Source organism: Aeromicrobium panaciterrae (genome assembly GCF_039537165.1).
GTDB classification, from domain to species: Bacteria; Actinomycetota; Actinomycetes; order Propionibacteriales; family Nocardioidaceae; genus Aeromicrobium; species Aeromicrobium panaciterrae.
The window spans coordinates 2709172-2735597 of the sequence record NZ_BAAAZZ010000002.1; the positions used below are offsets into that span (position 1 = coordinate 2709172).

Below are 26426 nucleotides of genomic sequence, written 5' to 3' on the forward strand. Positions count from 1 at the left end.
ATGGTGTGGCCGAAATGCGTACAGGCCGACGTCCGTGGGCTTAGGCTCGTCACATGCGGAAGCAGCTCGTAGTAATCGCTTGCCGCGGCAGGGCCTCTTAGGGCCACCCCTGCCGCGGAGTTTCGGCGTTGGCCCGCCGTTCCGCCGCAGGGATCCAGATCACGACCTGATCTGTTGATGCATCTCTTCTTCCTTTCCGGATGATCTCCGGTCTGGTGTCCGGTGGAACGGCGGACACCGAGACCTCGCGGCGATCAACCAAGGAGAGAAACGATGGAACCGCACTTGATGGAGTGGGGCCCGGCGCACCTGCGTGACGAGGCCGAGCTCGAGCTCGACGACCGCCCCGACGACAACTGAGTCGTACCAGATATCAAGACGCCTGTTTCAGATCATGAGACGGTGCACCTAGGATGCATGCATGAGTCGCACGAATTCCAGGCGAGTGGTCAAGCTTGCCGTCATTGCCGGTGACGGCATCGGTCCCGAAGTCACCGCCCAGGCCCTCAAGGTCCTCGACCTGGTCGCCGCAGAGCACGATGTCGCGTTCGACAAGACCGAGTTCGACCTCGGCGCCAAGCGCTGGCACGCGACCGGCGAGGTCCTGCCCGACGCCGAGCTCGAGTCGATCCGCACGCATGACGCGATCCTGCTCGGCGCTGTCGGAGACCCGACCGTGCCGTCCGGCACCCTCGAGCGCGGACTGCTGCTCCGCCTGCGCTTCGAGCTCGACCACTACGTCAACCTGCGCCCCTCCAAGATCTACCCCGGCGTTCCGACTCCGCTCGCCGATCCCGGCGAGGTCGACTTCGTCGTCGTGCGTGAAGGCACCGAGGGCCCCTACGTCGGCAACGGCGGCGCCATCCGGGTCGGCACCCCCCAGGAGCTGGCGACCGAGGTCAGCGTCAACACGGCATATGGCGTCGAGCGTGTCGTCCGTGACGCGTTCGCCCGCGCCCAGGCGCGCCCGCGCAAGAAGCTCACCCTGGTCCACAAGAACAACGTGCTGGTCCACGCCGGCCACCTCTGGACGCGTACGGTCGACGCCGTCGCCAAGGAGTTCCCCGAGATCACCGTCGACTACCTCCACGTCGACGCGGCGACGATCTTCCTCGTCACCGACCCCGCGCGCTTCGACGTCATCGTGACCGACAACCTGTTCGGCGACATCCTGACCGACCTGGCCGCCGCCGTCACGGGTGGCATCGGGGTCGCCGCCAGCGGCAACATCAACCCCTCCGGCACGGCTCCGAGCATGTTCGAGCCGGTCCACGGGTCCGCACCTGACATCGCCGGCCAGTCCAAGGCCGACCCGACCGCGGCGATCCTCTCTGCCGCGCTCCTGCTCGACCACCTCGGGCTGCCTGAGGCCGCGTCGCAGGTCACCGAGGCGGTCGAGGACGACATTGCTTCACGTGGCACCACTCCCCGCAGCACGGAGGAGGTGGGAGAGGCCATCGCCCAGCGCATCGCTGAGGCACGCGTGGCCGGGGGCGTAAAGGTCGGTTAACGACCATTTACCCTTCGACCACGAAAGCAGTATCGTGAAAACTATGACGTCCAAGCAGTTCGCGGCCACCTTCGAGCGCAACTCCGCAGCCAAGTCCACGGCCGAGCGCGAAGCGATCCTGGCCGACCCCGGTTTCGGCAACCACTTCACCGACCACATGTTCATCGCCGAGTGGACACCCGAGACGGGATGGGCCGACGCGCGCGTCGTGCCCTACGGACCGTTCTCGCTCGATCCCGCCGCCGCAGTCCTGCACTACGGCCAGGAGGTGTTCGAGGGGCTCAAGGCATACGTTCACGAGGACGGCTCGGTCTGGCTGTTCCGTCCCGAGGCCAACGGCGAACGCATGCAGCGTTCCGCACACCGTCTGGCGCTGCCGGAGCTGCCGGTCGACTGGTTCCTCGGGTCGATCGAGGCACTCATCCGGGCCGACCACGAGTGGATTCCCTCGGGCGGCGAGAAGAGCCTCTACCTCCGTCCCTTCATGTTCGGCTCCGAGATCTTCCTCGGTGTCCGCCCGAGCCAGCACGTGACCTACTCGGTCATCGCCTCGCCCGCGGGTGCCTACTTCGCCGGTGGCGTCAAGGCCGTCTCGATCTGGCTGTCGACGACCTACTCCCGTGCTGGGGCTGGCGGGACCGGCGCGGCCAAGACGGCCGGCAACTACGCCTCGAGCCTGCTGCCGCAACAGGAGGCGATCGAAAAGGGCTGCGCCCAGGTGGCCTTCCTCGACTCGGTCGAGCAGAAGTGGGTCGAGGAGCTCGGAGGCATGAACCTCTACTTCGTCCATGCGGACGGCTCGATCGTCACTCCGTCCTTGTCGGGCTCGATCCTCGAAGGCGTCACCCGTGACTCGATCCTCACGCTGGCTCGCGATCTGGGCCACGAGGTCATCGAGCGTCGCATCAGCATCGATGAATGGCGTGAAGGTGTCGCCGACGGCACGATCACCGAGGTCTTCGCCTGCGGTACGGCTGCCGTGGTCACGCCGATCGGCTCGCTCAAGTGGGACGGCGGCGAAGTCGTGACCGGTGACGGCGAGGCGGGCAAGATCACGACCGACATCCGGGCCGCTCTGGTGGACATCCAGTACGGTCGCGCGGCCGACCGGCACGGCTGGATGCAGCAAGTCAAGATCGACTGAACTTGCTGTACTCGCCAGTACAGTGATGCCGCTCACCCAGGTGGCCTCGAGGTGGCCTAAAGTCGGGCGTTGAGGCCCACCGTCGTGCCTCACGCACTGGAGGCGCCACATGTCCGTTGTCACGCGTACCGAACACGATCTGATCGGTGACCGCGAGATTCCCGCCGACGTCTACTGGGGTGTACACACCCTGCGGGCGTTGGAGAACTTCCCCATCACCGGCGTGCAGATCGGGGTGAGCCCGTTCCTCGTGGAGTCGCTTGCCGCGGTCAAGCAGGCCGCCGCAGCTGCCAACCACGACCTGGGCCTGCTCGACGACGAGCGTTATGAAGCCATCCGCGGCGCGTGCGAGGAGATCCGCCAGGGTGCGCTGCACGACCAGTTCGTCGTCGACGTGATGCAGGGCGGCGCCGGCACCTCGACCAACATGAACGCCAACGAGGTCATCGCCAACCGGGCACTCGAGCTGATGGGGCACAAGAAGGGCGACTACGCGACGCTCCACCCCAACGAGCACATCAACCTCAGTCAGTCGACCAACGACGTCTATCCCACCGCAGTCAAGATCGCGATCATCCTGGCGACCCACTCGTTGCTGGAGGCGATGGAGGTGCTTGAAGGGTCGTTCGCGGCGAAGGCCGACGAGTTCCACGACGTCCTCAAGATGGGTCGCACCCAGCTCCAGGACGCGGTGCCGATGACGCTGGGGCAGGAGTTCCGTACCTACTCGCTGATGATCGGCGAGGATCGCGCCAGGCTGTCGGAGTCGGTGATGCTGCTGCACGAGATCAACCTCGGTGCGACGGCGATCGGCACGATGCTCAACGCGCCTGAGGGTTACGTCCCCGCCGCGTGTGGCCATCTCGCACAGCTGACCGGGCTCCCGCTCGAGAGCGCCGTCGACCTGATCGAGGCGACGCAGGACTGCGGCGCATTCGTCCAGCACTCCGGCACCCTGAAGCGCGTCGCCACCAAGCTGTCCAAGATCTGCAACGACCTGCGTCTGCTGTCGTCGGGCCCGCGGGCCGGCTTCAACGAGATCAACCTTCCCGCTGTCCAGGCCGGATCCAGCATCATGCCCGGCAAGGTCAACCCGGTCATCCCCGAGGTCGTCAACCAGGTCGCGTTCCAGATCATCGGCATGGACGTCACGGTGTCGATGGCGGCGGAAGGCGGCCAGCTGCAGCTCAACGCGTTCGAACCCGTCATCTGCTACTCGCTGTCCGCGGGGCTCTCCCGCCTGCGCGAGGCGGTGCTCGTGCTCGCGACCCGGTGTGTCGACGGCATCACGGCCAACGCCGAGCTGTTGCGTGCCGAGGTCGAGAACTCGATCGGCCTGGTCACGGCGCTCAACCCCTACATCGGGTATGCCGCCGCGACCGAAGTGGCCAAGGAGGCGCTGGCAACCGGTCGCGGCGTCGCCGAGCTGGTGCTCGAGAAGGGACTCCTGCCGCGTGAGAAGCTCGAGGCGATCCTGCGGCCCGAGACCCTTGCCAACCTCGCGCCCAGGGCACGAGAGAAGCCCTAGAAGAGCGCGTCGCCCGGGCTGGTCATGACCTCGACGGTCAGGGCCGGCAGGGCGGGGTCGTAGTCGATCAGCACGTCGACCCCCTTCTGGTCCGGGCCCGACTCGCCGCCCTCGTAGCCTGCCGTGATGTCGCCGAGGGTGACGCGGGCCGGTCCGACCGGGTCGTGCTCCGGCCACTCCTCGAGGAGACGGTGCACCAGGCCGACGACGACCATGTCGTACATGCGGCGCTCGTCCTCGGGCACGCCGCGCACCACGACCTCGGGGAGGCCGACCACGTTGAGGCCGTGGGTGCGGATCGTCCCCAGATCCTCAAGGTCGTACTCGAACGTGAACATCGCGGCGGCAGGTCGCGGGTGAGGTGCGGGCACCTCGACGATGCGGGGCGTCTGCAGGTCGACGATCACTCCGTCGTGGCGCATCGCGAGCTCCACCGCTTCCTGCAGGGCCTCCTCGGCGGCAAGTCGCGCCGCACCCGGCCCCACGGTGCGCGACACCATGCGCTGGTGGGGGAGCTCCTCCATGCGGTCGAGGTCCGGCACCGTACTGCCGCGAAGACGCAGCAACGCACGGTCGGGGAGGGGCACGAGATCCTCACGGTCCAGCGGTTCGGCGGTCAGCACGACGTACGCCATGGTGACGACGTTCGGCACCGGTACGGGTCTGGCGCTCATAGATGGCTCAGTCTAGACTGACGGCTATGACGATCATCTCGATCATTATCGACAGGCGCGCCGGGCTCTAGAACCACGCCCGACGCGCTGCCTCCCATTGCCATGGGGGGCATTTTTTATGAGCGCGACTTGTGAGATGACGCGATGACACGACGAAGGATTGACCAGTGACGGCAGGCAAGCAGAACGTGAGCGACTTCCACGTCTACGACACGACGATGCGCGATGGCGCCCAGCAGGAGGGGCTCAACCTCTCGGTGCAGGACAAGATGCACATCGCCAAGCACCTCGACGACCTCGGCGTGGGCTACATCGAGGGCGGCTGGCCCGGATCGAACCCCAAGGACACCGAGTTCTTCGCACTGGCTGCCAAGGAGCTCGACCTGAAGCACGCGACGCTTGCCGCGTTCGGTGCGACACGTCGAGCCGATGGCGTCGCGGCTGATGATGAGCTGGTGGCTGCGCTGCGCGAGTCCGGAGCCTCAGTCGTCACGCTGGTTGCCAAGAGTCACGACCGCCATGTCGAGCTGGCGCTCCGTACGACACTCGCCGAGAACCTCGCGATGGTCCGCGACACCGTCAGCCACCTGCGCGCGGAGGGGCAGCGGGTGTTCGTCGACCTGGAGCACTTCTTCGACGGCTACCGTGCCAACCGCGACTATGCGCTCGAGGTCGCAGCCACCGCGGCTGACGCCGGTGCCGAGGTCGTCGTGCTGTGCGACACCAACGGCGGCATGCTCCCGCACTGGGTCGGCGAGATCGTCACCGATGTCGCCACGACAGGTGCACGGCTCGGCATCCACGCCCACAACGACACCGGTTGCGCCGTCGCCAACTCGATGGCTGCGGTCCAGGCCGGCGTCACCCACGTGCAGGGATGCATCAACGGCTACGGCGAACGTACGGGCAACGCCGACCTCATCACCTGTGTCGCCAACCTCGAGCTCAAGCTCGACCTGCCGGTGTTGCCCGAGGGCAGGCTCGCCGAGGCCACCCGCATCGCCCACGCGATCTCGGAGATCACCAACTACCCGCCGTCGGCGCGCCAGCCCTACACCGGTGTCTCGTCGTTCGCCCACAAGGCGGGGCTGCACGCCAGTGCGATCCGCGTCGACCCCAACCTCTATCAGCACATCGACCCGGCGCTGGTCGGCAACGACATGCGCCTGTTGGTGTCGGAGATGGCCGGGCGCGCGACGATCGAGCTCAAGGGCAAGGAGCTCGGCTTCGACCTCGCCAACGATCCAGCGCGGCTCGCCCGCGTGACCGACAAGGTCAAGCAGATGGAGCAGGACGGCTACACGTTCGAGGCAGCAGATGCGTCCTTCGAGCTGCTTCTGGCCGAGGAGATGGAGGGTGCGCGGCCGTCGTTCTTCGATGTCGAGTCGTGGCGCGTGCTCGCCGAGTCGAGCCGCGGCACTGCACTCAACGGTGATGGAGCGGTGGCGGAGGCGACAGTCAAGCTGACCGCCGGGGGAGTGCGCCTCGCCGTGATCGGCGAGGGCAACGGCCCCGTCAACGCCCTCGATCACGCGCTGCGCCAGGCGATCGAGCAGGTCTACCCCGATGTCGCCCGGTTCCACCTGATCGACTTTCGTGTACGCATCCTCGACCAGGGACACGGCACCGACGCCATCACCCGGGTCCTGATCGAGACGACCGACGGCAAGGACGTCTGGGTCACGGTCGGCGTCGGCGCCAACATCATCGAGGCCTCGTGGGAGGCGCTCGTCGACGCGTTCACCTACGGGCTCCGCAAGCACGGCGTCACCCCTCGTATCGACCACTGACTAGCGTTGTGGCATGAGAGCACGCCGGGCTGCCATGGTCCTGCCGGTGCTGATCACGTTGTTGGTCGGCGCCGCGGTCGGCGGGCTGTTCGTGCTGCAGAACCAGCAGCAGTCCGACCAGATCGCCGATGCCGAGGCGATCGGGCAGGACTACCTCTCGGCTGCAGCGGCGTTCCGCACCCGGGTGTCGAAGGCCATCAAGCGTGCCGACTCGACGAAGGTCGATGAGATCAAGCAGGCGCTCGACACCGCTACCGCTCACCCTCCCAAGCTGTCCGGCACCTCTGCGTACGGTCGGCAGCACTCCTCGACCTATCGCGAGGCGATCGACGTGCAGTCGACGCTGCTCGGTCCGTACAAGGAACTCAGCGTGACGCTTGAGGAGGCCAAGGTCGCCGAGACGTTCATCGCCGCGGCGCGCAAGGTGCTCGAGCTGCGGGCGACCGACTACGTCGGCAGCACGATCCTGACCAGCAGCGATGCCGTGCGCTCGAAGCTGATCCCCGCGTTCGTCAACGCGCGGGACACGTTCGCCGACGTGCCCGTGCCGAAGGGCCAGCGGGAGCTTGCCACGACGATCACTGATGCCGTGCAGTACGTCGTCAACCAGGCGACGACGCTCGCCGACCGCGTCGACGCCAACCAGAGCTTCTCGTTCAGCTACTCCGAGCGGTTCCAGACCGCAGCCGACGCGCTCAACGACTACGCGACGACCGTCGAGGGCGATGTGACCGAGGCGGTCAACCGCGTCATCGAGACGGACTAGATCGCGGGACGCACCATGGGGGTGTGCTGGATGCCGGCCTCGTCGAAGTCGTCGCCGGAGCGTACGTAACCGAACGACTCGTACCACCGCTCGAGGTGCGACTGGGCGTTGAGCACGATCTCGCGATCACCCCACAGCCGCGACACCTCGGCCATGAGCTGGCCGGAGAGCCCCTTGCCGCGCTGGTCCTTGCGGGTGCAGACGCGGCCGACGTGGATGCCGCCGTCGTCGTACGCGCGCAGGTAGGTGGTCGGTCCGTCCGCGTCGGCGAGCCACAGGTGCGTCGTCGTGGGCAACAGGTCGCGGCCGTCGACGTCGGTGTCCTCGACGTGCTGCTCGAACGCGAACACCTGGTCGCGGATCTTCCAGATGTCGTAGACGTCCTGCGCCGTCAATGCATCGCCGGCAACCATGCGAATGCTCATGCGCACGAGTTGCAGGTGCCGAAGATCTCGAGCGTGTGCGAGACGCCCGTGAAGCCGTTCTCGTCGGCGATCTTGTCGGCCCAGCGCTCGACGGTCGGGCCCTCGACCTCGACGGTACGGCCGCAGGACCGGCACACCAGGTGATGGTGGTGACCCGCGCTGCACTGGCGGTAGAGCACCTCGCCGTCATCGTTGCGCAGCGCGTCGATCTCGGCAGCGTCGGCGAGCACCTGGAGGCTGCGGTAGACCGTGGACAGGCCGACGGACTCGCCGCGCTTGGTCAGCGCGTCGTGGATCTCCTGCGCGCTGGCGAACCCGTCGAGGTCGTTGAGGATCGCCTCGACGGCGCGCCGCTGGCGGGTGCTGCGGGGTGCTTCGACCATGTGTCCTCCTCAGGCCAAATCTACTTGTGGGTGCCGGCTGCGCAGGCGCCTGGCCAGTGCCCCGGCGAACGCCGCGACGCCGAAAATCGCGAGCGCGATCAGCACGATCGTGGGACCGGGCTGGGTGTCGACCTCGTAGCTCGTCACCAGGCCACCCAGAGCGGCGATGAGCCCGATGCCCATGGCGGCGAGGTGCGTCGTACGGAAGCTGCGGGTCAGCTGCTGCGAGGCGGCGACGGGAACGACCATCAGCGCCGACACGAGCAGCAGCCCGACGGTACGCATCGCGACGGTGATCGTGATGGCGGCGAGGATCGCGATGAGGATGCTGTAGGCCCGCACCGGTACGCCGCTGACCCGGGCGTGCTCCTCGTCCTGGCACACCGCGAACAGCTGCGGTGACAGGCCGATCGACAGGGCGATCACGAGCAGGCCGAGCACGGCGACGATCACCAGATCGGTCTGCGACACCGTGGTGATCGATCCGAACAGGAAGCTGTTGAGGGTTGCCGCGTTCTCGCCGGCGAGGTTGGCGATGAGGACGCCGCCGGCAATTCCGCCGTAGAACAGCATCGCGAGGGCGACGTCGGCGCTGGTGCGGGCATACATCCGGAGCAGCTCGATCACCACGGCACCGATGGACGCGACGATGACCGCCGTGATGATCGGCGCGACCCCGGTGAGGAGGCCGAGGGCGACACCCGTCAGTGCGACGTGGCCGAGCCCGTCGCCGAGCAGCGCGAGCCGGCGCTGCACCAAGAACGTGCCGATGGCCGGCGCGGCGAGACCTGTGAACACCGCGGCGACCAGCGCGCGACGCATGAACTCGTAGTCGAGGAGCTCGTACATCAGATGACTCCTTCGCCGGGCACGCTGGGCTGCCGTTGCGGGGTGTCGTGGTGATGGACGTGCGCGTGGTCCTCGTGGGCGACTCCGTCGACGGGACCCTCGTACGCGACCGTGCCCGCCTCGAGCACGACGGCGCGGTCGATCAGCTGGCGTAGCGGTCCGAGCTCGTGTGCGACCAGGAGGATCGACGTGCCTTCCATGACGAGTCCACCCAGGAGGTCCGCGAGGACCAGCTGGTTTTCGTGGTCGACCCCCGCCGTCGGCTCGTCCATGACCAGGAGCTCCGCCTCGGTGGCCAGGGCGCGGGCGATCAGCGCCCGCTGCTGCATGCCGCCCGACAGATCGCTCAGCGCAGAACGGCTGCGGTCGGCGAGCCCGACGCGCTCGATCGCGGCGGCGATGGCGGCGGCGTCCTTCGCGGAGCGTCGGCCGAAGTAGGGGCGATAGGCCAGGCGGCCACTGGTGACCACCTCACGTACCGTGGCCGGCACTCCCGCGACGGCCCGCGACCGCTGGGGTACGTAGCCGAGGCGATGGCGTTCCTTGAAGTCCGCCAGGGGAGTGCCGAACAGCTCGACCGAGCCCGCTGCCAGCGGGACCAGGCCGATTGCCGCGCGTACGAGTGTGGACTTGCCCGAGCCGTTGGGGCCGAGCAGGGTGACGAACTCGCCGGATGACACCTCGAGGTCGACCTGCCGGAGGACAGGTCGACCATCGAGGGTGACAGTGACGCCGTGCGCCACGAGGGGTTTGGTCATTGACAGGAGTTGGCCTTCTTGAGGATGGCGAGGTTCTTGTCCATGAGCGTCAGGTAGGTCTCATCTGACGTCTCGTCGGACAGCCCCTCGATGGGATCGAGCGTAGCGGTCGTGGCACCCGTCTCCCGGGCGATCGTGTCGGCGATCGCCGGGCTCACCAGCTCCTCGGTGAAGATCGTCGTGATGCCCTCCTTGCGCACGAGCTTGGTGATGTCACCGAGCTGGGCCGGTGACGGCTCGTTGGACGGGTCCAGCCCGGCAATCGGCACCTGGGTCAGGTTGTAGCGCTTGGCGAGGTACTGGAACGCGGCGTGGCTCGTGACGATCGTGCGACGCTCGCAGGTCGTGAGGCCGTTCGCGAACGCGGTGTCCAGCGCCTCCAGCTTGCCGATCAGGGCATCGGCGTTGGCCTCGTAGTCCGAAGCATGATCGGGGTCGATCGACGCCAGGCGCGATGAGATGGCCTTGGTCATCGTGATCATGTTGGCGGGATCGAGCCAGGTGTGCGGGTCCTCGTCGCCGTGGTCGTGGGCATCTTCCTCGTGCCCCTCCTCGTCGCCGTGGTCGTGGGCGTCCTCCTCCTCTGCGCCGGGCTGCGCGGGAAGCACCGTGAGCTCGGCATCTGCGTCGACCGTGGCGCCCTTCGGCCGATCAGCCTGCTCGACCGCCTGGTCGACAGCCGCCTGGAAGTGCTTCTCGAAGATCACCAGGTCGGCGTCCTGGACCGCGGCGACCTGCTTGGGCTTGAGCTCGAGATCGTGCGGCTCAGCGCCCGGGGACGTCAGGTTCTGCACATCGACGAAGGAGCCCCCGACCTGCTCGGCGACGTACGCGAACGGGTAGAACGAGGCGACGACCGAGGTCTTGCCGTCGTCCTTCGCGTTCGCGCCGCAGGCGGCAAGGAGGGCGACGAGCGGCGCGGCCGCGAGCAGGGCGAGTGGCTTCTTCATGACAATGATTCTCAACTAGATGAGAATCATTGTCAAGACGAGATCAGCCGAGGCGTGCCCCGGTCTCGGTGTCGAAGACGTGGATCGCCGTCGGGTCGCTCGGTGCGAGGAAGATCTGCTCGCCCTTGGTCGGCGGCTTGCGCCAGTCGACGCGGGCAACGATCGTCTGACCGTCGACACCGGCACCACCGACATCTGCACGCCCATAGACGTACGCATCGGCGCCGAGCTCCTCGACGACGTCGACCTCCAGCGGGAGGCCCGCCGTGGCGAGCTCGAGGTTCTCCGGGCGTATGCCGAGCGTCACGGTCGACGTTGCTGCACCGGCAAGGGTGTCGCGTGACACGGGTACGACGGTGTCGCCGAACCGTACGCCGCCGTCGGTGACCGGCAGCTCCATGAGGTTCATGCTCGGCGAGCCGAGGAAACCCGCGACGAACAGGTTGCTCGGGCGGTCATACATCTCACGCGGGGAGGCACACTGCTGCAGGACGCCGTCCTTGAGCACCGCGACACGGTCGCCCATCGTCATGGCCTCGACCTGGTCGTGCGTCACGTAGACCGTCGTGGTGCCGAGACGACGTTGCAGCTGCGCGATCTGCGTACGGGTCTGCACCCGGAGCTTGGCGTCGAGGTTGGACAGCGGCTCGTCCATCAGGAAGACGCGGGGTGATCGGACGATCGCGCGCCCCATGGCGACGCGTTGGCGCTGACCACCCGACAGTGCCTTGGGCTTGCGGTCGAGGTATTCGGTGATGTCGAGCATCTTGGCGGCGTCGGCGACGCGTTCGGCGATGTCGCTCTTGCTGGCGCCGGCGATCTTGAGCGCGAAGCCCATGTTCTCGGCAACCGTCATGTGCGGGTAGAGCGCGTAGTTCTGGAACACCATCGCGATGTCGCGATCCTTGGGGGGCAGGTCGGTGACGTCCTGGTCACCGATCAACAGGCGCCCCTCGTCGACCTCTTCGAGGCCGGCGAGCATGCGCAGGGAGGTGGACTTGCCACATCCGGAGGGTCCGACGAGGACGAGGAACTCGCCGTCCTCGACGTGCAGCTTGAGCTTGTCGACTGCGGGTCGGTCCTGGCCCGGGAAGATCCGGGTCGTCTTGTCAAAAGTGACACTTGCCATGAGAGGTTGCTCCATTCACCGGCAGGTACGTGCCGGACGATCCGTGTGGATGGAAAAGGGTCGAACGTATTCGGTTGTGGAGTCAGTATGCCTGCCAACCAGGTTTGTTGGCAGCCGCGAAGCGGTAGTAGTCGGCGAGCCGGAGTCCGGTCGCTGCGGGTTCGTCCACGACCAGGGTCACGTACGGGTGCAGCTGGAGCACGGATGCGGGGCAAAAGGCGCTCACCGGACCCTCGACCGCGGCGGCGACGGCCTCGGCCTTGGTGGGACCCGTGGCAATCAGCACGAGGTGGCCGGCGTCCAGGATCGTGCCGAGCCCCTGCGTCAGCACATGGTGCGGCACGTCGTCGACGGAGTCGAAGAACCTGGCGTTGTCGTCGCGGGTCTGCTGCGTCAAGGTCTTGACCCGCGTACGGGATGCCAGCGACGAACCGGGCTCGTTGAACCCGACGTGCCCGTCGGTGCCGATGCCGAGCAGCTGTACGTCGATGCCACCGGCATCACGGATCGCGACCTCGTAGCGGGCCGCTTCGGCCGGTATGTCGGCTGCCTCGCCGTCGGGGCCGTCGACCCGGTCGAGGTCGACATGGTCGATGAACTCGCGACGGATCACGGAGTGATAGGACTCGGGGTGGCCCTGGGGGAGGCCGACGTACTCGTCGAGCAGGAATGCCCGGGCGCCGGCGAAGCTGAGATCGCCGGCCGCGTGGCGCGCGATCAGCTCGCGATAGACCGGTAGCGGCGACGATCCGGTGGCGAGCCCGAGCACGGCTCCCGGACGCACGTGGTGGGCCATGACGTCGGCCACGAGTGCGCCCGCTGCGGCCTCGTCCGCGACGATCACGACCTCCATGCGGTGCCCTCCGGTGCAGGGGCGTCGGGTGTTCCCAGCAGCGCGGCGCCGAGTGCGCCCGCCGGGTAGTCGGACGGCAGCCACCTGACGCGGTCGGCGATCGCGGCGAGCCGGCCGAGCGACGTGCCCTCGTCGGAACGCAGGTCGGTGAGGATCGCGTCGCGAAGGGCCGGCGTCGCCGACACGACGCCTCCCGTGACGAGGACGTACGAGACGTCGAGGCCGTACGCCAGCAGGCTGATCGCCTTGGCGATGCCGGCGGTCAGCTGGTCGCGGATCCGTGCAGCGTCGGGGTCGGTCTCGGCGGCGGTGAAGAGCTCCGCAGCCGTGCCGTCCCACTGGCGGCGCAGCCCGCTGCCGGAGGCGTAGAGCTCGAGGCATCCGCGTCGACCGCACGGACAGACGGGACCGGCCGGGTCGTGCACGAGGTGGCCGATCTCGCCGGCCATGCCCCGCGAGCCGTGCCGCAGCCTGCCATCGAGCAGGAAGCCCGCCGCGAGGCCGGTGCCGACGTTGAGGAGCGCGAGGTCGTCGACCGTCGAGCCCTGCTCCCGCAGCCACTTCAGCCCGCCGAGCGTTGCCGTCTTGACGTCGTTCTCGACCGTGACGGGCACGTCGGCGACTCGCTGGGAGACGTGGCCGGCGAGGTCGAGCGGTACGTGGTCGAGCCCGAGGTTGACTGCATGCGTCACGCTGCCGTCGTGCACGATGCCCGGAACTCCGAGCCCGACTCCGACAACCTCATGGCCGTCGGGCAGGGCGGCCTCGAGGGCCGCGATCATGTCGACGGCGCTGGCGACCACGCCATCGGCTCCCCGTCGAGTCGTGTGGGTGATCTGGTCGCCGATGACGTCGTGGGTGTCTGCGGAGACGGCGACACCGTGCACCGTGGTGCCGCCGATGTCGAGGCCGAGCCGTGTCTTCATCGCGGCGCCCTGAGCGCGTCGCCGAGGGCGTCGGTCAGCACGGCGGCCGACCCGTACGTGCGAATGACTCGGTCCCGTCCCTCGAGCTCCGGCCCGGGCCAGCCGAGCTCGACGAGCACGGCCTCCGGGTTGTCGTCCAGCTGACGCTCGATCCAGTCCCACACCTGTCGCACGGCACCCGCTCGGCGTACGACGATCGCGACTTCTCCCGGGAAGCTCGGCGCAGCCTCCAGCGTCGCGGGAGTCAGGGTGATCGTGTCGCCGCCGACGTCGAGCATTCCCCAGGACGTGTCGCCGACGGCGGGATTGGTGCCCGTGTCGATGCGTACGACGGTTGCCGGGCCGGTGAAGCGCGGTGCGGCCGAAGCGATCGCGGCGGCGACCTTGGCGGCGTGAGCGCGTCCGGCGGCGATCACCTGATCGGTGTCGTCGCGAACAGGCAACGCGCCCCATTTCGTACGGAGGGCCGCGACGCGTGCAGCAGCCTCGGCCAGGCGCTCGACGGTGACGCTGCCGTCGTTGACAGCGGCGCAGACCGCATCGACCGCTTCGGTGATCAGGCTCGGCTCGTCGGTCGGTTCGGGACCCAGGCACAGCAGGTCGGCTCCCGCGGCGAGTGAAAGGACCGCCGCACCGCCGATGCCGTGGATCGCGCTGGCGCCGGCCATGTCGAGCGCATCGCTGACGATCACACCGTCATACCGCAGCTCGTGGCGGAGGAGATCGGTGAGCACTGCGCGGCTGAGCGTCGCCGGCTGGTCGGCGTCGAAAGCCTCGAGGACCACGTGCGACGTCATGATGCTCGCCGCGTCGAGGTTGGCGGCGAACGGGACCAGCTCACGCGCGCGTACGACGTCGGCGGAAGCGGTGACGTGGGGAAGGCCGATGTGCGAGTCGGTCACGGTGTCACCGTGCCCCGGGAAGTGCTTGATGCAGGCGGCGATGCCCTGGGACGCGAGACCCTCGACGTACGCCGTGGTGTGCCGCGCGACCAGCGCCGGATCGCTGCCGAAGCTGCGGGTGCCGATCACCGGGTTGCGTGGATCGCTGTTGATGTCGGCGCTGGGTGCGAGGTTGAGCCACACGCCGATGCCGGCGAGCTCAGCCCCGATCGCCGCGGCAACCGATCGCGTGACGTCGACGTCCTCATGGACACCCAGTGCGGCGTTGCCGGGATAGGGGTTGCCGTCGCGCATGTGGAGGCGCGTGACGTCGCCACCCTCCTCGTCCAGCGCGAGCACGGCGGTCGGCTCGAGGTCGCGTACGGCGCGGGCCAGGTCACCGACACCGTGATCACCCAGGTTGTTTCCGTACAGGCAGATGCCGGCGAGGCCTTCGGCGTACGCGCCCGCCAGCCAGTCCGGGACAGTCGGTCCGGCAAAGGCTCCGAGCATGACTCCGTACGCGAGCCGTCGTACGCGGGCGTCGCCGACCTCGTTCATCCCTTGACCGCCCCGCCGACCATGCCGGACGTCATGCGGTTCTGCACGATCATGAACAGGACGATCACGGGCACGGCGACCAGCGTCGCACCGGCCATCACCGCGGGCCAGTCGACCGCTTCGTTCGACACGTCGGAGAGACCACGCAGCCACAGCGGGAGCGTCCGGTTGGACGGGTCCATCACGACGACGGCAAGGGTGTATTCGTTCCACGCCTGCAAGAACCCATAGACGCTGCTCGCCACCAGGCCGGGAGCCAGCAGGGGGAACGTGATCGTGAAGAACGCCCGCGTACGGCTGCAGCCGTCCGTCATCGCGGCCTCCTCGAGCTCGAGCGGGATGCCGTCGACGAAACCGCGGAGCATCCACACCGTGAAGGGCAGGATCAGCGCCGTGTAGAGCAGGCCCAGGCCGATCGCACTGTTGTAGAGACCCCACTCGTTGAGCATCTTGTACTGCGAGATGAACAGGCCTTCCGGCGGAATCATCTGGATCGCCAGCACCGTGAAGATGAACGACTTGCGGCCCTTGAACCGGAATCGCGAGATGGCGACAGCGGCGACGAACCCGCACACCGTGGCGGCCGCGACCGCGAGAAGCGTGACGGTGAGGCTCAGCTTCAGCGAATCGATGAACGACTCGTTGAACACCCGGTCGTACGCGGCTGCGGCGAAGTCGGGCACGAACGGCGGGTTGGGGGATCGGAGCTTCTCGGTCGGCTGGAACGAGCTGTTGAGCACCCAGTAGACGGGGAACGCCCAGATCAGCGCGATGCCGATGGCGATGAATCCCCAGAGGCGACGGCGGGCGTTCATGAGGCATCCTCCGCGAGCAGGCGTCGGACGTACCGGAACGTGAGGGCGAGCGTGAGAACCAGGACGAACATCGAGAGCGCCGATGCCGAGCCGTAGTCGCTCTGGCCGATGCCGAGCGTGTAGATGTAGGTGCCCATCAGGTGGGTCTGGCTCACCGTGCCGCCGACCTTCTGCAGGAAGTCGATCTGGGCGAACACGCGGAGGTCCCAGACGACCTGGAGGAGCATCACGATCGTCAGGACCGGCTTGATCGTGGGGAACGTGATGTGGCGGAATCGCTGCAGAGCCGTGGCCCCGTCGAGGTGGCTGGCCTCGAGCGTCTCTTCGGACACCTGGGTGAGTGCCGCGTACGTCGTGAACGCGACGAACGGCACGCTCATCCAGATCACGATGACTCCGGCGACGGAGAAGAAGGAGAGCGGCTCGATGAGCCAGTTGTGGTTCTCGAAGCTCGAGAAGCCGAGGTTCTTGAGGGTCCAGTTGATGACGCCGTAGCGGGTGTCGAACAGCCATTGCCATGCCGTCATCGCGGCGATGACCGGCATGGCCCAGGTGAGCAGCAAGCTGATCTGAAGTGCCAGACGCGGACCGGTGCTGACTCGCTTCATCAGCAGCGCGAACAGCGTGCCGATGAACATCGTGACGCTGGCGCACACCGCGCAGAAGATGAGCGACCGGGTCACGACGGTCCACATCGCCCTGTCGGTGACGAGGTCCTGGTAGTTCTGCAGACCGACCCACTCCGCGGGCTGACCGAACTGCTGCGCCCGTCCGAACTCCTGGAACGACAGGATCAGCTGACGGCCGAGCGGGTAGCCCATCGCCACGATGAGCACCAGGATCGTCGGGACGATCAGCAGGTAGGGGCCGCGGTTGCGGGTGATTCGCGGTGAGCTCATGCCGATCCTTCCTGGCCTCGTCGTGACGTAAAGAGACAAAGTGGGGCCCGCGGTGGCCCGCAGGCCCCACTCTGTCGCGTCTTGCGGATGTTGCCGAGTGCTACTTGTTCAACATCGTGTTGAGCTTGGCGTCAGCAGCCTTGGCGGCATCTGCCGGGTCGTCGCCACGAGCGATCGATCCGAAGAACTCCTCCATGACGCTGGCGCTCTCGACCGCTGCCCATTCAGGCGATGCGGGGGTGAGCTTTGCGGTTGCTGCCGCAGCAATGGCCGCCTTTGCGAACTCGTCATCACCCATGAGGGAGGTGAACTTGTCGTTGGCCGGGCCGAGGCCGTTCTTGGCGAGCAGCGTCTGGTACTCGTCGCTGTAGATGAGCTTGAGCACGTCGAAGGCGCCGTTCTGGTTCTTCGACTTGGCCGAGATGGCGATGTTCGAGCCACCGGCGAAGACCGGAGCGGCTCCGCTGTCGACACCGGGCAGCGGGAAAGCGCCGAGGTCCTTGGCCTTCTCCTCAGGAACGCTCCAGCGCGCCCAGCTCGGTGCCATGAACATGGCGGCTTCGCCGTTGTTGAACGGGACCCACGGCTCGGCGTCGAGGCCGTCCTTGGGGGCGAGAGTCGCGTCCTTGTACAGCTCCTGCACCTGCTTCAGGCCGGCCTGGGCCTCGGGCGCCGACAGCTTGGCGACCCACTTGTCGCCGTCCTTGACCGCGATGTCACCACCGTTGGCGAAGATCCAGCTGATGCCGTTGCGCCAGTCCTGCCCCGGGAGCCAGAAGCCCGAGGTCTTGCCGGTCTTGAGCTGCGTCGCGGCCTTCTGGAAGTCGGCGAGGTTGGTCGGCACGTCGATGCCGGCATCTGCGAACGCCTTCTTGCTGTAGAAGATGTAGCGCGAGCCCCAGTAGTAGGGAACCGCCGAGACCTTGCCGTCGTACGTGCCGGCCTCGACGAAGCCCTTGGGCCCGATGTTGTCGCCCAGCTCGTCGAGCTTGTCCGTCAGGTCGGTGAAGGCTCCGACGCTGGTGAACGTGGGGGACTGGGTGTTGCCGACCTCGACCACGTCGGGCGTGTCCTTGCCCTGCAGCGCGGTGTTGAGGCGCGGCATGAGCTCGCCCCAGTCGATGTGCGTGACCTTGAGGGTCTTGCCCGGGTGCTGCTTGGAGTACTCGGTGACGAGCCACTCCTCGAGGGGCTTGGGCGTGTCTTCCTTGCCCGCAAGCCACAGAGTCACGGTCTTGGACTCGTCGGCCGCCGGCTTGTCGTCGTCGCTGCTTCCGCATGCGGCGAGCGCGGTCAACGCCATGGCTGACGCCACGGTCGCTGCCGCGATCTTGTTGATCTTCATCGATTGTCCTCTTCTCGGGATGTACACGGTGTTGCAGGCACAGTTCTCAGGTTTCGACAGGTCACACCACCCCTAGCTCGCGGTAGCGCACCAGCGCCGCCGCACCCGTGAGTACGAGCTCGTCGCGCATCGGGACCAGGCGCACCTGGACTCGCTGGGCGACGAAAGGAAGGGTCTGTTGGGCGAAAGCGCCGCGCACGGAGTCGAGCAGGGCACCTTCGAGCAGCTCCGCCGGGCCGTAGAGCACGACATCGGCGATGCCGAGCGTGGTGACGACGGGCGTCAGAACGGTGGCGAGCTTGAGTCCGACATCGCGTCGGGCATCGTCGTTGTCGAGCTGCTTGAGTGCAGGCGCCGACAGGAACGTCTCGAGGCAGCCGCGGTTGCCGCAGGCGCACTGGCGGCCGTCCGGGTCGACGACGACGTGGCCGATCTCGCCTGACGACTGGAGCGGTCCGGCGAGTGCCCGGCCGTCGATCATCACACCGCCACCGACACCGGAGCCGATCATCAGCAGCAACATGCCCTGGTCGTCGCCGGCGCCGAACGCGCTCTCGGCGACCGCCGCGACGTTGGAGTCGTTGCCGGCGTGGACCGGAAGGCCCAGCGCCGCCGACAGCTGAGCGGCGAGGTCGAGGTTGTCCCAGCCGAGGTTGGGGGCGATGACGACAGTCCCGTGGGTGTCGACGATGCCCGGCGTGCCGATGCCCACCCCGAGGATGCGTCGCGGCGTCGCGTCGCGAAGGTGCTGGGCAAGCGCCGCGATCGCGGCGATGTCGTCGCCGCGGCTGAACGCGACCTGCTCGCGTACGAGGATCAGGCCGCCGAGGTCGACGACCGCGCCGCTGAGGACGCCATCGGCCGACAGGTCGAGGGCGATCGCGACGGGCGCTTCCTCGGAGATGCCGACGAGGGTGGCCGGCTTGCCCATGTGGGTGCCGGGGCGGGTGCCGAGCTCGACCAGGAATCCCTCGTCCATCAGCTCGGAGACCAGGTCGGAGATCGTGACACGGGTGAGCGAGGTCTCGCGGGCGAGGTCGGCGCGGCTGCGTGCTCCGTCATCCACGAGCTGCTGCAGGATCAGCGCGCGGTGGTGACGGCGGGCGTCGCCGGGAAGCACCTTGCCGACCGGCCGTCGGCCGGCCGTCGTCCTGCGTCGAGGCGTCTCGTTGATCTGCGTCACATAGTTAATAAAGCGTACTAACAAAGTCGGAGTCAAGAACTTCGGGTGACAAATCGGTGTACGCCGGGTCGCCCGCTGCGATTCGTACGACGGCGGGCCGATATCGTGGCGGCTTCACCCGGGCGTACGTCGTCACGACGACGGACACAGGCCCGCCGACAACCAGCCGGAACGGAAACACCCATGGCATCGACCGTCGACAACGTCATCAGCCTCAGCAAGCGCAGGGGATTCGTCTACCAGTGCGGCGAGATCTACGGCGGCACCAAGTCCGCCTGGGACTACGGCCCGCTCGGCGTCGAGCTCAAGGACAACATCAAGCGCCAGTGGTGGCGCTCGATGGTCCAAGGCCGTGACGACGTCGTCGGCCTCGACTCGTCCGTCATCCTGCCGACACCGGTGTGGAATGCCTCCGGCCATCTCGCTGCGTTCGTCGACCCGCTCGTCGAGTGCCAGAAGTGCCACAAGCGCTATCGCCAGGACCACCTCCAGGAGGCGTACGCGGAGAAGAAGAAGCTCGATGATCCCGACGCAGTCGGCATGGAGCTGATCGTCTGCGAGAACTGCGGCACCCGCGGTGAGTGGACCGAGCCGAAGATGTTCAACGGTCTGCTCAAGACCTACCTCGGTCCGGTCGAGTCCGAGGAGGGACTGCACTACCTGCGCCCGGAGACGGCCCAGGGCATCTTCATCAATTTCGCCAACGTCATGACGACGTCGCGCAAGAAGCCACCCTTCGGCATCGGCCAGATCGGCAAGAGCTTCCGCAACGAGATCACGCCGGGCAACTTCATCTTCCGCACGCGCGAGTTCGAGCAGATGGAGATGGAGTTCTTCGTCGAGCCCGGCACCGACGAGGAGTGGCACGAGACCTGGATCAAGACCCGCATGGACTGGTACACCGGCCTCGGCATCAGCCCCGACAACCTGCGCCTCTACGAGCACGCGCAGGAGAAGCTGTCGCACTACTCCAAGCGCACGGTCGACATCGAGTACCGCTTCGAGTTCCAGGGCTCGGAGTGGGGTGAGCTCGAGGGCATCGCCAACCGTACGGACTTTGACCTCAAGACCCACAGCGAGCACTCCGGCAAGGACCTGCAGTACTTCGACCAGCCCAACAACGAGCGCTGGACGCCGTACGTCATCGAACCCGCCGCCGGCGTCAACCGCTCGATGATGGCGTTCCTGATCGACGCGTACGTCGAGGAAGAGGTGCCCAATGCCAAGGGCGGCACCGATACGCGCACGGTGCTCAAGCTCGACCACCGGCTCGCACCGGTCAAGGCCGCCGTGCTCCCGCTGTCGCGCAACGAGGACCTGTCGCCCAAGGCCCGGGCGCTGGCCGCCGAGCTGCGCGGGTTCTGGAACGTCGAGTTCGACGACGCCCAGGCGATCGGCAAGCGCTACCGCCGTCAGGACGAGATCGGCACGCCGTTCTGCATCACGGTCGACTTCGAGACGCTCGACGACGACGCCGTGACGATCCGCGAACGCGACACCATGACACAGGAGCGCATCCCGCTGGATCAGGTCGCGGGTTGGCTCGCGGCGCGTCTGCCTGGTTGCTGACACGACAGTGGGCGACAATCGGCAGGTGCCGACACTCAAGCGTCCGTCCCTGATCGTCGCCGCTGTCGTGGCAGCGTTCCTCGTCCTTTCCGCCTGCGGCGGCTCGGACGCCAAGGACGAGGGAGTGCCGGTCCCCAAGGGCTTCGACGTTCCCGACGGTGTCACCCTGACGGCGGGCGGCACGACGTTGACCGAGGACGAGTCCGCGAGCGTCGTCTACCAGGTCGGCACCTCAGCGGCGAGCGCCATCACGGTCACCGTCACACAGGTGGCCAAGGGCACGATCGACGACTTCAAGTTCTTCTCGCTCGACGAGGCAAGCAAGCAGGCTTCGCCGTTCTACGTCAGCGTCACGGTCAAGAACGAGGGGCCGGCCGGTCTCGGCGGAGCCGCGCTCCCCATCTACGCCCACGACGACAGCAACACGATCTTCCCGCCCAACGAGCTCGTCGGCAATTTCCCGCCGTGCCCGACACCGTCCCTGCCGGCGACCTTCCTGCCGGGCTCGGAAGCCAAGCTGTGCCTGGTCTACCTGGTGCCCAAGGGCAAGGCGCTGCAGTCCGTCGACCTCCAGACCGGCTCCGCCAAGGACGCCATCACCTGGACTCCCTGACGACGACGGGTGACACCTGTCATGGGGGAGTAGTGACGGTACGACGAGGGCCCGGCCACGTCTGAGCCGCATCGTGGAGGCATGAACTCCTCCACCCCGGCCGTCAGCATCGACGGCGTCGTCAAGACGTTCGGCACCGTGACCGCCGTCGACGGACTCAGCCTCGAGATCCAGCCCGGCGAGGTCGTCGCATTCCTCGGACCCAACGGTGCCGGCAAGACCACGACGGTCGACATGATCCTCGGCCTCTCCCAGCCCACCTCGGGCACCGTCACGGTGTTCGGAGGGGACCCGCGTCACGCCATCGCGCTCGGCCGCGTCGCGGCTGTCATGCAGACCGGCGGACTGCTCAAGGACTTCACGGTCCGCGAGACCGTTGAGCTCACCGCGTCGCTGTTCCGCCCAGCACGGCCCGTCGAGGAGGTGCTCGAGCGCGCCGGCATCCTCGACATCGGTGACCGCCTCGTCGGCAAGGCGTCAGGCGGCCAGCAGCAACGACTGCGTTTCGCGCTTGCGCTGCTCTCCGACCCCGACCTGCTGATCCTCGACGAGCCGACCACCGGCATGGATGTCCAGGGACGTCGTGACTTCTGGGACGCCATCCGCTCGGACGCCGCCCGCGGCCGTACGACGCTCTTCGCGACGCACTACCTCGAGGAGGCAGATGCGTACGCCGATCGCATCGTGCTGGTTCGTCGCGGCAAGATCGTCGCCGACGGCACCGCAGCCGAGATCAAGGCGCTGTCCGCCGGCCGTACGGTCCGCGCGACCCTCGAGTCGCCCGACACCGCCGCACTCGCCAGGGTCGAGGGCGTCGAGTCCATCGACGTCCGCGGCGAGTCCGTCCTGATCCACGGAGCCGACAGCGACGCCATCGCGCGCTACCTGCTCAACCACACCGCAGCACGCGACCTGGAGATCACGTCGCGCAACCTCGAAGAGGCATTCGTCGCCCTGACCGGCGACGACGCCCAGGCAACCGCACGTCCCGAAGGAGCACTCGCATGAGCACGACTGTCGACGTTCGCCGCATTCCTCCGTATGGCGGCTTCTCGCTGAAGTTCGTCGCCCTCGAGGCGCGACGCATGATGCGCAACAAGCGCGCCATGGTCTTCACGCTGATCATGCCGAGCGCGTTCTTCCTGCTGTTCGGCACCGACTCGTCCTACAAGACGGAATCGGCCGGACACGGCAATGTCACGGCGTACGTCATGGTCAGCATGGCCGTGTACGGCGCCATGATCGCCGCGACCAGCGGTGGCGCGATGGTGGCCACCGAGCGCGCCCTCGGCTGGAGCAGGCAGCTGCGGCTGACCCCGCTCAACCCGTTTGCGTACGTCGCCGTCAAGGTGCTGATCGCGATGGCGATGGGTGTGGTGTCGATCGTCGCGGTCTTCATCGTGGGCAACCTGGTCGGGGCTGACCTCCCGGTCGGCCGGCTGCTGCTGTGCGGTGCCATCGGCTGGGTCTGCACGCTGGTGTTCGCGGCGTTCGGCCTGTTCATGGGCTACCTGCTGCCGAGCGAGAACGTCATGCAGATCCTCGGCCCGGCGCTGGCGCTGCTGTCGTTCGCGGGTGGTCTGTTCGTGCCGCTCGACAACATGAGCGAGGTGTTCGCGACGATCGCGAAGTTCACCCCGGCGTACGGCGTCGGCGTGCTCGCCCGCTCACCCTTCGGTCATGACGGCAGCATCGCCCTCGGCGTGATCAACGTGCTCGCCTGGACGGCGATCTTCGTCGCCGGCTCCGCATGGCGCATGAGCAAGGACACGCAGCGCGTCTGATGACTACGCTCGATCGCGTGACCACCCCTCGGATGGACCCCCAGGCCGACCCCTTGGACCGTGCCCGCTTCGGGCGCCTCCTCGGGGCCGGCATCTGGCTGTTCTTCCTCGGCAACCCGCTGGGTGAGCTGCTCAAGAACGACAACCTGACCGAGCGCTATTCCGGGCTGGTAGCCCTGGTCGTCTTCGTGCCCGTCTACCTGCACGGGCTGAGCCGCATCCCGCACTTCCACATGAAGCAGCAGTACGCGTTGGCGTGGACCTACATCGCGATCCTGTTGGCGTGCTTTGCCGTGATCGTCCCGGGCGCCGGTGACCAGTCGATGACGTGTCTGGTGTTCATCGCGGCACTGGCCATGGCGATCCTGCCGACCTGGCAGGCGTTCACCGTGGTCGGCGTGCTGTTCGTCGCCATCACGTACGCCGACTTCGGCATCGACGGCTGGGCGGCGCACGGCAACAACTTCGCCGTGCTGCTCGCCGCGGCGGCTGTCTTCTCGTTCCGGCTGGCCTGGCCAGCGTCAGGCCAGGCTGGTGCTGGCCGAGCGCGACCTGTCGGAGCTCGCCGTGGAAGAAGAGCGGGCCCGTATCGCCCGTGACCTGCACGACATCCTCGGCCACTCGCTGACCGTGATCTCGGTCAAGGCCGAGCTCGCCGAACGACTCCTCGACACCGATCCCGAGAAGGCGCGTGCGGAGCTGGGCGACCTGCAGCGCCTCTCGCGCGACGCGCTCGCCGACGTACGGTCGACCGCGCAGGGCATCCGCGGGATCTCGCTGCCCGGCGAGATCGCGTCGGCGCGACTTGCGCTCGAGTCGGCGGGCATCCAGCCGCAGCTGCCGACGGTTGCCGACGAGGTGCCGTCGCGATGGCGTGAGCTGTTCGCGTGGGCGCTGCGTGAAGGCGTCACCAACGTGATCCGCCACAGTGAGGCCACGACGTGCGAGGTGTCGATGCACGCCAACAGCATCAGCGTGACCGATGACGGTCGTGGACCTCAACCCGGTGAGAGCGGCAACGGCCTCAACGGGCTGCGCCAGCGCGCCCGTCTCGCCGGAGCGACCGTGACCACCGGACCGGGCCCCGGTGATCGCGGCTTCTCCCTGACGGTGTCGGTGCCGACATGATCAGGCTGCTGATCGCCGACGACCAGGCCCTCGTACGAGGTGCCCTGGCTGCACTGCTGCAGATGGAGGACGACCTCGAGGTGGTTGCCGAGGTGTCCCGGGGTGACGAGGTGCTTGATGCGGCTCGTGCACACCAGCCCGATGTCGCGCTGCTCGACGTCGAGATGCCCGGCATCGACGGGCTCGCGGCGGCCCGGTTGCTCAAGGACTCGCTGCCGACGTGTCGGGTGCTGATGGTCACGACGTTCGGCCGCCCCGGCTACCTCAAGCAGGCCATGGCGGCCGGCGCCAGCGGTTTCGTCGTCAAGGACACCCCGGCTCGCGCGCTGGCCGATGCCGTACGCCGGGTGCACCAGGGACTCCGCGTCGTCGATCCCACCCTGGCTGCCGAGTCGCTGGCCCAGGGCGACTCGCCGTTGACCGAGCGTGAGTCGGACGTGCTCCAGGCGGCGCGCGACGGTGGCACCGTCGCCGACATCGCAGGCGTGCTGTTCCTGTCGGAGGGCACGGTGCGCAACCACCTGTCGTCTGCGATCGGCAAGACCGGAGCACGTACGCGTGCCGAAGCCGTACGCGTCGCCGTCGACAACGGCTGGCTGCTGCCCTCCTGAGTCTCTGGGACAATGGAGGCATGTCCATCGCAACGTTGCCGCGCAGCCTGCGCCTCGGCGACCTCGAGGTCGCGACGCCGGTCGTGCTCGCACCGATGGCCGGGGTGACCAATGCCGCGTTCCGCCAGCTCTGCGCCGAGCAGGGTGCCGGACTGTACGTGTGCGAGATGATCACGTCCCGCGGCATCGTCGAGGGTGACAAGACCAGCATGGCGATGCTGACGTTCGCACCCAACGAGACCGTCCGTTCGGTGCAGCTCTACGGCATCGACCCGGAGTACGTCGGCCGCGCCGTCGAGATCCTGTGCAACGAGCACGGCGTCGACCACGTCGACCTCAACTTCGGCTGCCCGGTCCCGAAGGTCACGCGCAAGGGTGGTGGCGCAGCGCTGCCGTGGAAGGCGACGCTGCTGGGAGAGATCCTCAACGCCGCGGTCGGGGCGGCCAAGCCGTACGGCATCCCGGTCACGATGAAGACCCGCAAGGGCATCGACGACGAGCACCTGACGTACCTCGATGCCGGACGTATCGCGCAGGACGCCGGCTGTGCCGCGATCGCGCTGCACGGTCGTACGGCGGTGCAGCACTACTCCGGTCGTGCCGACTGGGACTCGATCGCCGAGCTGAAGGCCGCCGTTGACATCCCGGTGCTCGGCAACGGTGACATCTGGGAGGCCGCCGACGCGATCCGCATGGTCGCCGAGACCGGCGTCGATGGCGTCGTCGTCGGCCGTGGCTGCCTGGGTCGGCCGTGGCTGTTCCGTGACCTCGCTGCCGCGTTCAACGGCAGTGACGTGCTGGAGCTGCCGACCCTCGGCGAGGTCGCCGCTGTGATGCGCCGGCACGCGGAGCTGCTCGGCGAGCTGCTGGGTGAGGAGCGTGGCTGCATCGAGTTCCGCAAGCACATCGCGTGGTACCTCAAGGGCTTCGCCGCGGGCAAGGACGTCCGCAGCCAGCTCGGCATGGTGTCGTCGTACGCCCAGCTCGACGACCTGCTGGGGCGATTGGACGCGACGGAGGCCTATCCCGTCGCCGAGCTCGGCACCCCGCGTGGTCGCCAGGGCACGCCCAAGCGAGTGTCAGTGCCCGACGGCTGGCTCGACTCCCGCGAGGTCACGGAACCGCTCGACGCGGGGGCAGAAGACCCGACGTCAGGCGGCTAGGAAGCAGCCAAGCCCGCTTGTGTTCGCCCGATAGTGGCTGTTGGCGTGCCGGTGGGCCGCCGGACTTGGGGGTCAGGCGGCTTGGCGGTAGTGGTTTCTTCGTCGCCGGATGGGTCGACGGTGGCGGTTGGTGAACTCGAAGCCGTCGACGGCGTTGCCGGTGATGTTGAGCAGTCCGCGGTGGAGCAA

General features: G+C 67.6%; 27 protein-coding genes. 13 read left to right on the forward strand and 14 right to left on the reverse strand.

Annotated elements, in window-relative coordinates; all coding sequences use genetic code 11:
• Positions 1 to 421: 421 nt before the first annotated feature.
• The 3 genes from ABD683_RS14175 (at position 422) to ABD683_RS14185 (ending at position 4182) form a co-directional block, all read left to right on the forward strand.
• Entirely contained in the window at positions 422 to 1510 is a 1089-nt protein-coding gene (locus ABD683_RS14175; RefSeq protein ID WP_344770609.1) for a 3-isopropylmalate dehydrogenase, read from the forward strand.
• A gap of 43 nt (positions 1511 to 1553) precedes the next feature.
• Positions 1554 to 2654 (forward strand): branched-chain amino acid aminotransferase, encoded by a 1101-nt coding sequence (locus tag ABD683_RS14180; protein WP_344770610.1) that lies wholly within the window; start codon positions 1554 to 1556, stop codon positions 2652 to 2654.
• Positions 2655 to 2763: 109 nt separating this feature from the next.
• Entirely contained in the window at positions 2764 to 4182 is a 1419-nt protein-coding gene (locus ABD683_RS14185; RefSeq protein WP_344770611.1) for an aspartate ammonia-lyase, read from the forward strand.
• On the opposite strand, the gene ABD683_RS14190 is transcribed toward ABD683_RS14185, so the two are convergent.
• Positions 4179 to 4856: a hypothetical protein gene (locus ABD683_RS14190; protein ID WP_344770612.1), complete on the reverse strand. Its 678-nt coding sequence runs from the start codon at positions 4854 to 4856 to the stop codon at positions 4179 to 4181. The genes ABD683_RS14185 and ABD683_RS14190 overlap by 4 nt on opposite strands.
• Before the next feature lie 167 nt (positions 4857 to 5023).
• On the opposite strand from ABD683_RS14190, the gene cimA reads away from it, so the two are divergent.
• Entirely contained in the window at positions 5024 to 6646 is a 1623-nt protein-coding gene (gene cimA / locus ABD683_RS14195) for a citramalate synthase (RefSeq protein ID WP_344770613.1), read from the forward strand.
• A 13-nt stretch (positions 6647 to 6659) separates the two neighbouring features.
• Positions 6660 to 7412, forward strand: coding sequence for a hypothetical protein (locus tag ABD683_RS14200; protein ID WP_344770614.1), 753 nt, complete (start codon positions 6660 to 6662; stop codon positions 7410 to 7412).
• Here ABD683_RS14200 and ABD683_RS14205 read toward each other — a convergent pair.
• From ABD683_RS14205 to ABD683_RS14265, 13 genes are all read right to left on the reverse strand, one after another.
• Positions 7409 to 7837 carry a GNAT family N-acetyltransferase gene (locus ABD683_RS14205; protein WP_344770615.1) on the reverse strand — a complete coding sequence of 143 codons (429 nt, stop codon included), beginning with the start codon at positions 7835 to 7837 and terminating at the stop codon, positions 7409 to 7411. The two genes, ABD683_RS14200 and ABD683_RS14205, sit on opposite strands and share 4 nt — an antisense overlap.
• Positions 7834 to 8220, reverse strand: coding sequence for a Fur family transcriptional regulator (locus ABD683_RS14210; RefSeq protein ID WP_344770616.1), 387 nt, complete (start codon positions 8218 to 8220; stop codon positions 7834 to 7836). The genes ABD683_RS14205 and ABD683_RS14210 overlap by 4 nt, the downstream gene beginning before the upstream one ends.
• Before the next feature lie 9 nt (positions 8221 to 8229).
• The gene (locus ABD683_RS14215) at positions 8230 to 9069 is read right to left on the reverse strand and encodes a metal ABC transporter permease (RefSeq protein ID WP_344770617.1); all 840 of its coding nucleotides are present in this window, start codon (positions 9067 to 9069) and stop codon (positions 8230 to 8232) included.
• Positions 9069 to 9827 carry a metal ABC transporter ATP-binding protein gene (locus ABD683_RS14220; protein ID WP_344770618.1) on the reverse strand — a complete coding sequence of 253 codons (759 nt, stop codon included), beginning with the start codon at positions 9825 to 9827 and terminating at the stop codon, positions 9069 to 9071. Before ABD683_RS14220 ends, ABD683_RS14215 begins: the two co-directional genes overlap by 1 nt.
• On the reverse strand, positions 9824 to 10777 hold the full coding sequence (locus ABD683_RS14225; RefSeq protein ID WP_344770619.1) for a metal ABC transporter substrate-binding protein: 954 nt from the start codon (positions 10775 to 10777) through the stop codon (positions 9824 to 9826). The genes ABD683_RS14220 and ABD683_RS14225 overlap by 4 nt, the downstream gene beginning before the upstream one ends.
• Before the next feature lie 43 nt (positions 10778 to 10820).
• Positions 10821 to 11906, reverse strand: coding sequence for an ABC transporter ATP-binding protein (locus ABD683_RS14230; protein WP_344770620.1), 1086 nt, complete (start codon positions 11904 to 11906; stop codon positions 10821 to 10823).
• Between the two features lie 82 nt (positions 11907 to 11988).
• Positions 11989 to 12759, reverse strand: a complete 771-nt coding sequence (gene nagB, locus ABD683_RS14235; protein ID WP_344770621.1) for a glucosamine-6-phosphate deaminase — start codon at positions 12757 to 12759, stop codon at positions 11989 to 11991.
• Entirely contained in the window at positions 12747 to 13685 is a 939-nt protein-coding gene (locus tag ABD683_RS14240; protein WP_344770622.1) for an ROK family protein, read from the reverse strand. The genes nagB and ABD683_RS14240 overlap by 13 nt, the downstream gene beginning before the upstream one ends.
• The gene (locus tag ABD683_RS14245) at positions 13682 to 15127 is read right to left on the reverse strand and encodes a glycoside hydrolase family 3 N-terminal domain-containing protein (protein WP_344770623.1); all 1446 of its coding nucleotides are present in this window, start codon (positions 15125 to 15127) and stop codon (positions 13682 to 13684) included. The genes ABD683_RS14240 and ABD683_RS14245 overlap by 4 nt, the downstream gene beginning before the upstream one ends.
• Positions 15124 to 15942 carry a carbohydrate ABC transporter permease gene (locus tag ABD683_RS14250; protein ID WP_344770624.1) on the reverse strand — a complete coding sequence of 273 codons (819 nt, stop codon included), beginning with the start codon at positions 15940 to 15942 and terminating at the stop codon, positions 15124 to 15126. Before ABD683_RS14250 ends, ABD683_RS14245 begins: the two co-directional genes overlap by 4 nt.
• Complete coding sequence (locus ABD683_RS14255; protein ID WP_344770625.1) at positions 15939 to 16841, reverse strand: carbohydrate ABC transporter permease; 903 nt, start codon at positions 16839 to 16841, stop codon at positions 15939 to 15941. Before ABD683_RS14255 ends, ABD683_RS14250 begins: the two co-directional genes overlap by 4 nt.
• 100 nt (positions 16842 to 16941) lie before the next feature.
• Positions 16942 to 18186, reverse strand: a complete 1245-nt coding sequence (locus ABD683_RS14260) for an extracellular solute-binding protein (protein WP_344770626.1) — start codon at positions 18184 to 18186, stop codon at positions 16942 to 16944.
• 61 nt (positions 18187 to 18247) lie between these two features.
• Positions 18248 to 19369, reverse strand: coding sequence for an ROK family protein (locus ABD683_RS14265; RefSeq protein WP_344770627.1), 1122 nt, complete (start codon positions 19367 to 19369; stop codon positions 18248 to 18250).
• Between the two features lie 183 nt (positions 19370 to 19552).
• On the opposite strand from ABD683_RS14265, the gene ABD683_RS14270 reads away from it, so the two are divergent.
• The 8 genes from ABD683_RS14270 (at position 19553) to dusB (ending at position 26237) form a co-directional block, all read left to right on the forward strand.
• Complete coding sequence (locus tag ABD683_RS14270) at positions 19553 to 20938, forward strand: glycine--tRNA ligase (protein ID WP_344770628.1); 1386 nt, start codon at positions 19553 to 19555, stop codon at positions 20936 to 20938.
• A gap of 25 nt (positions 20939 to 20963) precedes the next feature.
• The gene (locus ABD683_RS14275; protein ID WP_344770629.1) at positions 20964 to 21551 is read left to right on the forward strand and encodes a hypothetical protein; all 588 of its coding nucleotides are present in this window, start codon (positions 20964 to 20966) and stop codon (positions 21549 to 21551) included.
• 81 nt (positions 21552 to 21632) lie between these two features.
• Positions 21633 to 22559 (forward strand): ABC transporter ATP-binding protein, encoded by a 927-nt coding sequence (locus tag ABD683_RS14280; protein ID WP_344770630.1) that lies wholly within the window; start codon positions 21633 to 21635, stop codon positions 22557 to 22559.
• Positions 22556 to 23335 (forward strand): ABC transporter permease, encoded by a 780-nt coding sequence (locus ABD683_RS14285; RefSeq protein WP_344770631.1) that lies wholly within the window; start codon positions 22556 to 22558, stop codon positions 23333 to 23335. The genes ABD683_RS14280 and ABD683_RS14285 overlap by 4 nt, the downstream gene beginning before the upstream one ends.
• Before the next feature lie 17 nt (positions 23336 to 23352).
• The gene (locus tag ABD683_RS14290) at positions 23353 to 23934 is read left to right on the forward strand and encodes a hypothetical protein (RefSeq protein ID WP_344770632.1); all 582 of its coding nucleotides are present in this window, start codon (positions 23353 to 23355) and stop codon (positions 23932 to 23934) included.
• Positions 23870 to 24463, forward strand: a complete 594-nt coding sequence (locus ABD683_RS14295; RefSeq protein WP_344770633.1) for a sensor histidine kinase — start codon at positions 23870 to 23872, stop codon at positions 24461 to 24463. The genes ABD683_RS14290 and ABD683_RS14295 overlap by 65 nt, the downstream gene beginning before the upstream one ends.
• The gene (locus ABD683_RS14300; RefSeq protein ID WP_344770634.1) at positions 24460 to 25074 is read left to right on the forward strand and encodes a response regulator; all 615 of its coding nucleotides are present in this window, start codon (positions 24460 to 24462) and stop codon (positions 25072 to 25074) included. Before ABD683_RS14295 ends, ABD683_RS14300 begins: the two co-directional genes overlap by 4 nt.
• Positions 25075 to 25094: 20 nt before the next feature.
• A complete protein-coding gene (dusB, locus tag ABD683_RS14305) occupies positions 25095 to 26237 on the forward strand; it encodes a tRNA dihydrouridine synthase DusB (RefSeq protein ID WP_344770635.1) in 1143 nt (380 codons plus the stop codon).
• The last annotated feature ends 189 nt before the right edge of the window (positions 26238 to 26426 follow it).

What these genes read in the sequence shown, in the direction of transcription:
- ABD683_RS14260 (WP_344770626.1), bottom strand. Translation starts at nt 18,186, where the DNA reads ATGAAGATCAACAAGATCGCGGCAGCGACCGTGGCGTCAGCCATGGCG.
- ABD683_RS14180 (WP_344770610.1), top strand. Translation starts at nt 1,554, where the DNA reads ATGACGTCCAAGCAGTTCGCGGCCACCTTCGAGCGCAACTCCGCAGCC.
- nagB (WP_344770621.1), bottom strand. Translation starts at nt 12,759, where the DNA reads ATGGAGGTCGTGATCGTCGCGGACGAGGCCGCAGCGGGCGCACTCGTG.
- ABD683_RS14200 (WP_344770614.1), top strand. Translation starts at nt 6,660, where the DNA reads ATGAGAGCACGCCGGGCTGCCATGGTCCTGCCGGTGCTGATCACGTTG.
- ABD683_RS14185 (WP_344770611.1), top strand. Translation starts at nt 2,764, where the DNA reads ATGTCCGTTGTCACGCGTACCGAACACGATCTGATCGGTGACCGCGAG.
- ABD683_RS14255 (WP_344770625.1), bottom strand. Translation starts at nt 16,841, where the DNA reads ATGAGCTCACCGCGAATCACCCGCAACCGCGGCCCCTACCTGCTGATC.
- ABD683_RS14300 (WP_344770634.1), top strand. Translation starts at nt 24,460, where the DNA reads ATGATCAGGCTGCTGATCGCCGACGACCAGGCCCTCGTACGAGGTGCC.
- ABD683_RS14280 (WP_344770630.1), top strand. Translation starts at nt 21,633, where the DNA reads ATGAACTCCTCCACCCCGGCCGTCAGCATCGACGGCGTCGTCAAGACG.
- ABD683_RS14220 (WP_344770618.1), bottom strand. Translation starts at nt 9,827, where the DNA reads ATGACCAAACCCCTCGTGGCGCACGGCGTCACTGTCACCCTCGATGGT.
- dusB (WP_344770635.1), top strand. Translation starts at nt 25,095, where the DNA reads ATGTCCATCGCAACGTTGCCGCGCAGCCTGCGCCTCGGCGACCTCGAG.
- ABD683_RS14225 (WP_344770619.1), bottom strand. Translation starts at nt 10,777, where the DNA reads ATGAAGAAGCCACTCGCCCTGCTCGCGGCCGCGCCGCTCGTCGCCCTC.
- ABD683_RS14245 (WP_344770623.1), bottom strand. Translation starts at nt 15,127, where the DNA reads ATGAACGAGGTCGGCGACGCCCGCGTACGACGGCTCGCGTACGGAGTC.
- ABD683_RS14250 (WP_344770624.1), bottom strand. Translation starts at nt 15,942, where the DNA reads ATGAACGCCCGCCGTCGCCTCTGGGGATTCATCGCCATCGGCATCGCG.
- ABD683_RS14210 (WP_344770616.1), bottom strand. Translation starts at nt 8,220, where the DNA reads ATGGTCGAAGCACCCCGCAGCACCCGCCAGCGGCGCGCCGTCGAGGCG.
- ABD683_RS14215 (WP_344770617.1), bottom strand. Translation starts at nt 9,069, where the DNA reads ATGTACGAGCTCCTCGACTACGAGTTCATGCGTCGCGCGCTGGTCGCC.
- ABD683_RS14270 (WP_344770628.1), top strand. Translation starts at nt 19,553, where the DNA reads ATGGCATCGACCGTCGACAACGTCATCAGCCTCAGCAAGCGCAGGGGA.
- ABD683_RS14205 (WP_344770615.1), bottom strand. Translation starts at nt 7,837, where the DNA reads ATGAGCATTCGCATGGTTGCCGGCGATGCATTGACGGCGCAGGACGTC.
- ABD683_RS14240 (WP_344770622.1), bottom strand. Translation starts at nt 13,685, where the DNA reads ATGAAGACACGGCTCGGCCTCGACATCGGCGGCACCACGGTGCACGGT.
- ABD683_RS14175 (WP_344770609.1), top strand. Translation starts at nt 422, where the DNA reads ATGAGTCGCACGAATTCCAGGCGAGTGGTCAAGCTTGCCGTCATTGCC.
- ABD683_RS14190 (WP_344770612.1), bottom strand. Translation starts at nt 4,856, where the DNA reads ATGAGCGCCAGACCCGTACCGGTGCCGAACGTCGTCACCATGGCGTAC.
- ABD683_RS14285 (WP_344770631.1), top strand. Translation starts at nt 22,556, where the DNA reads ATGAGCACGACTGTCGACGTTCGCCGCATTCCTCCGTATGGCGGCTTC.
- ABD683_RS14230 (WP_344770620.1), bottom strand. Translation starts at nt 11,906, where the DNA reads ATGGCAAGTGTCACTTTTGACAAGACGACCCGGATCTTCCCGGGCCAG.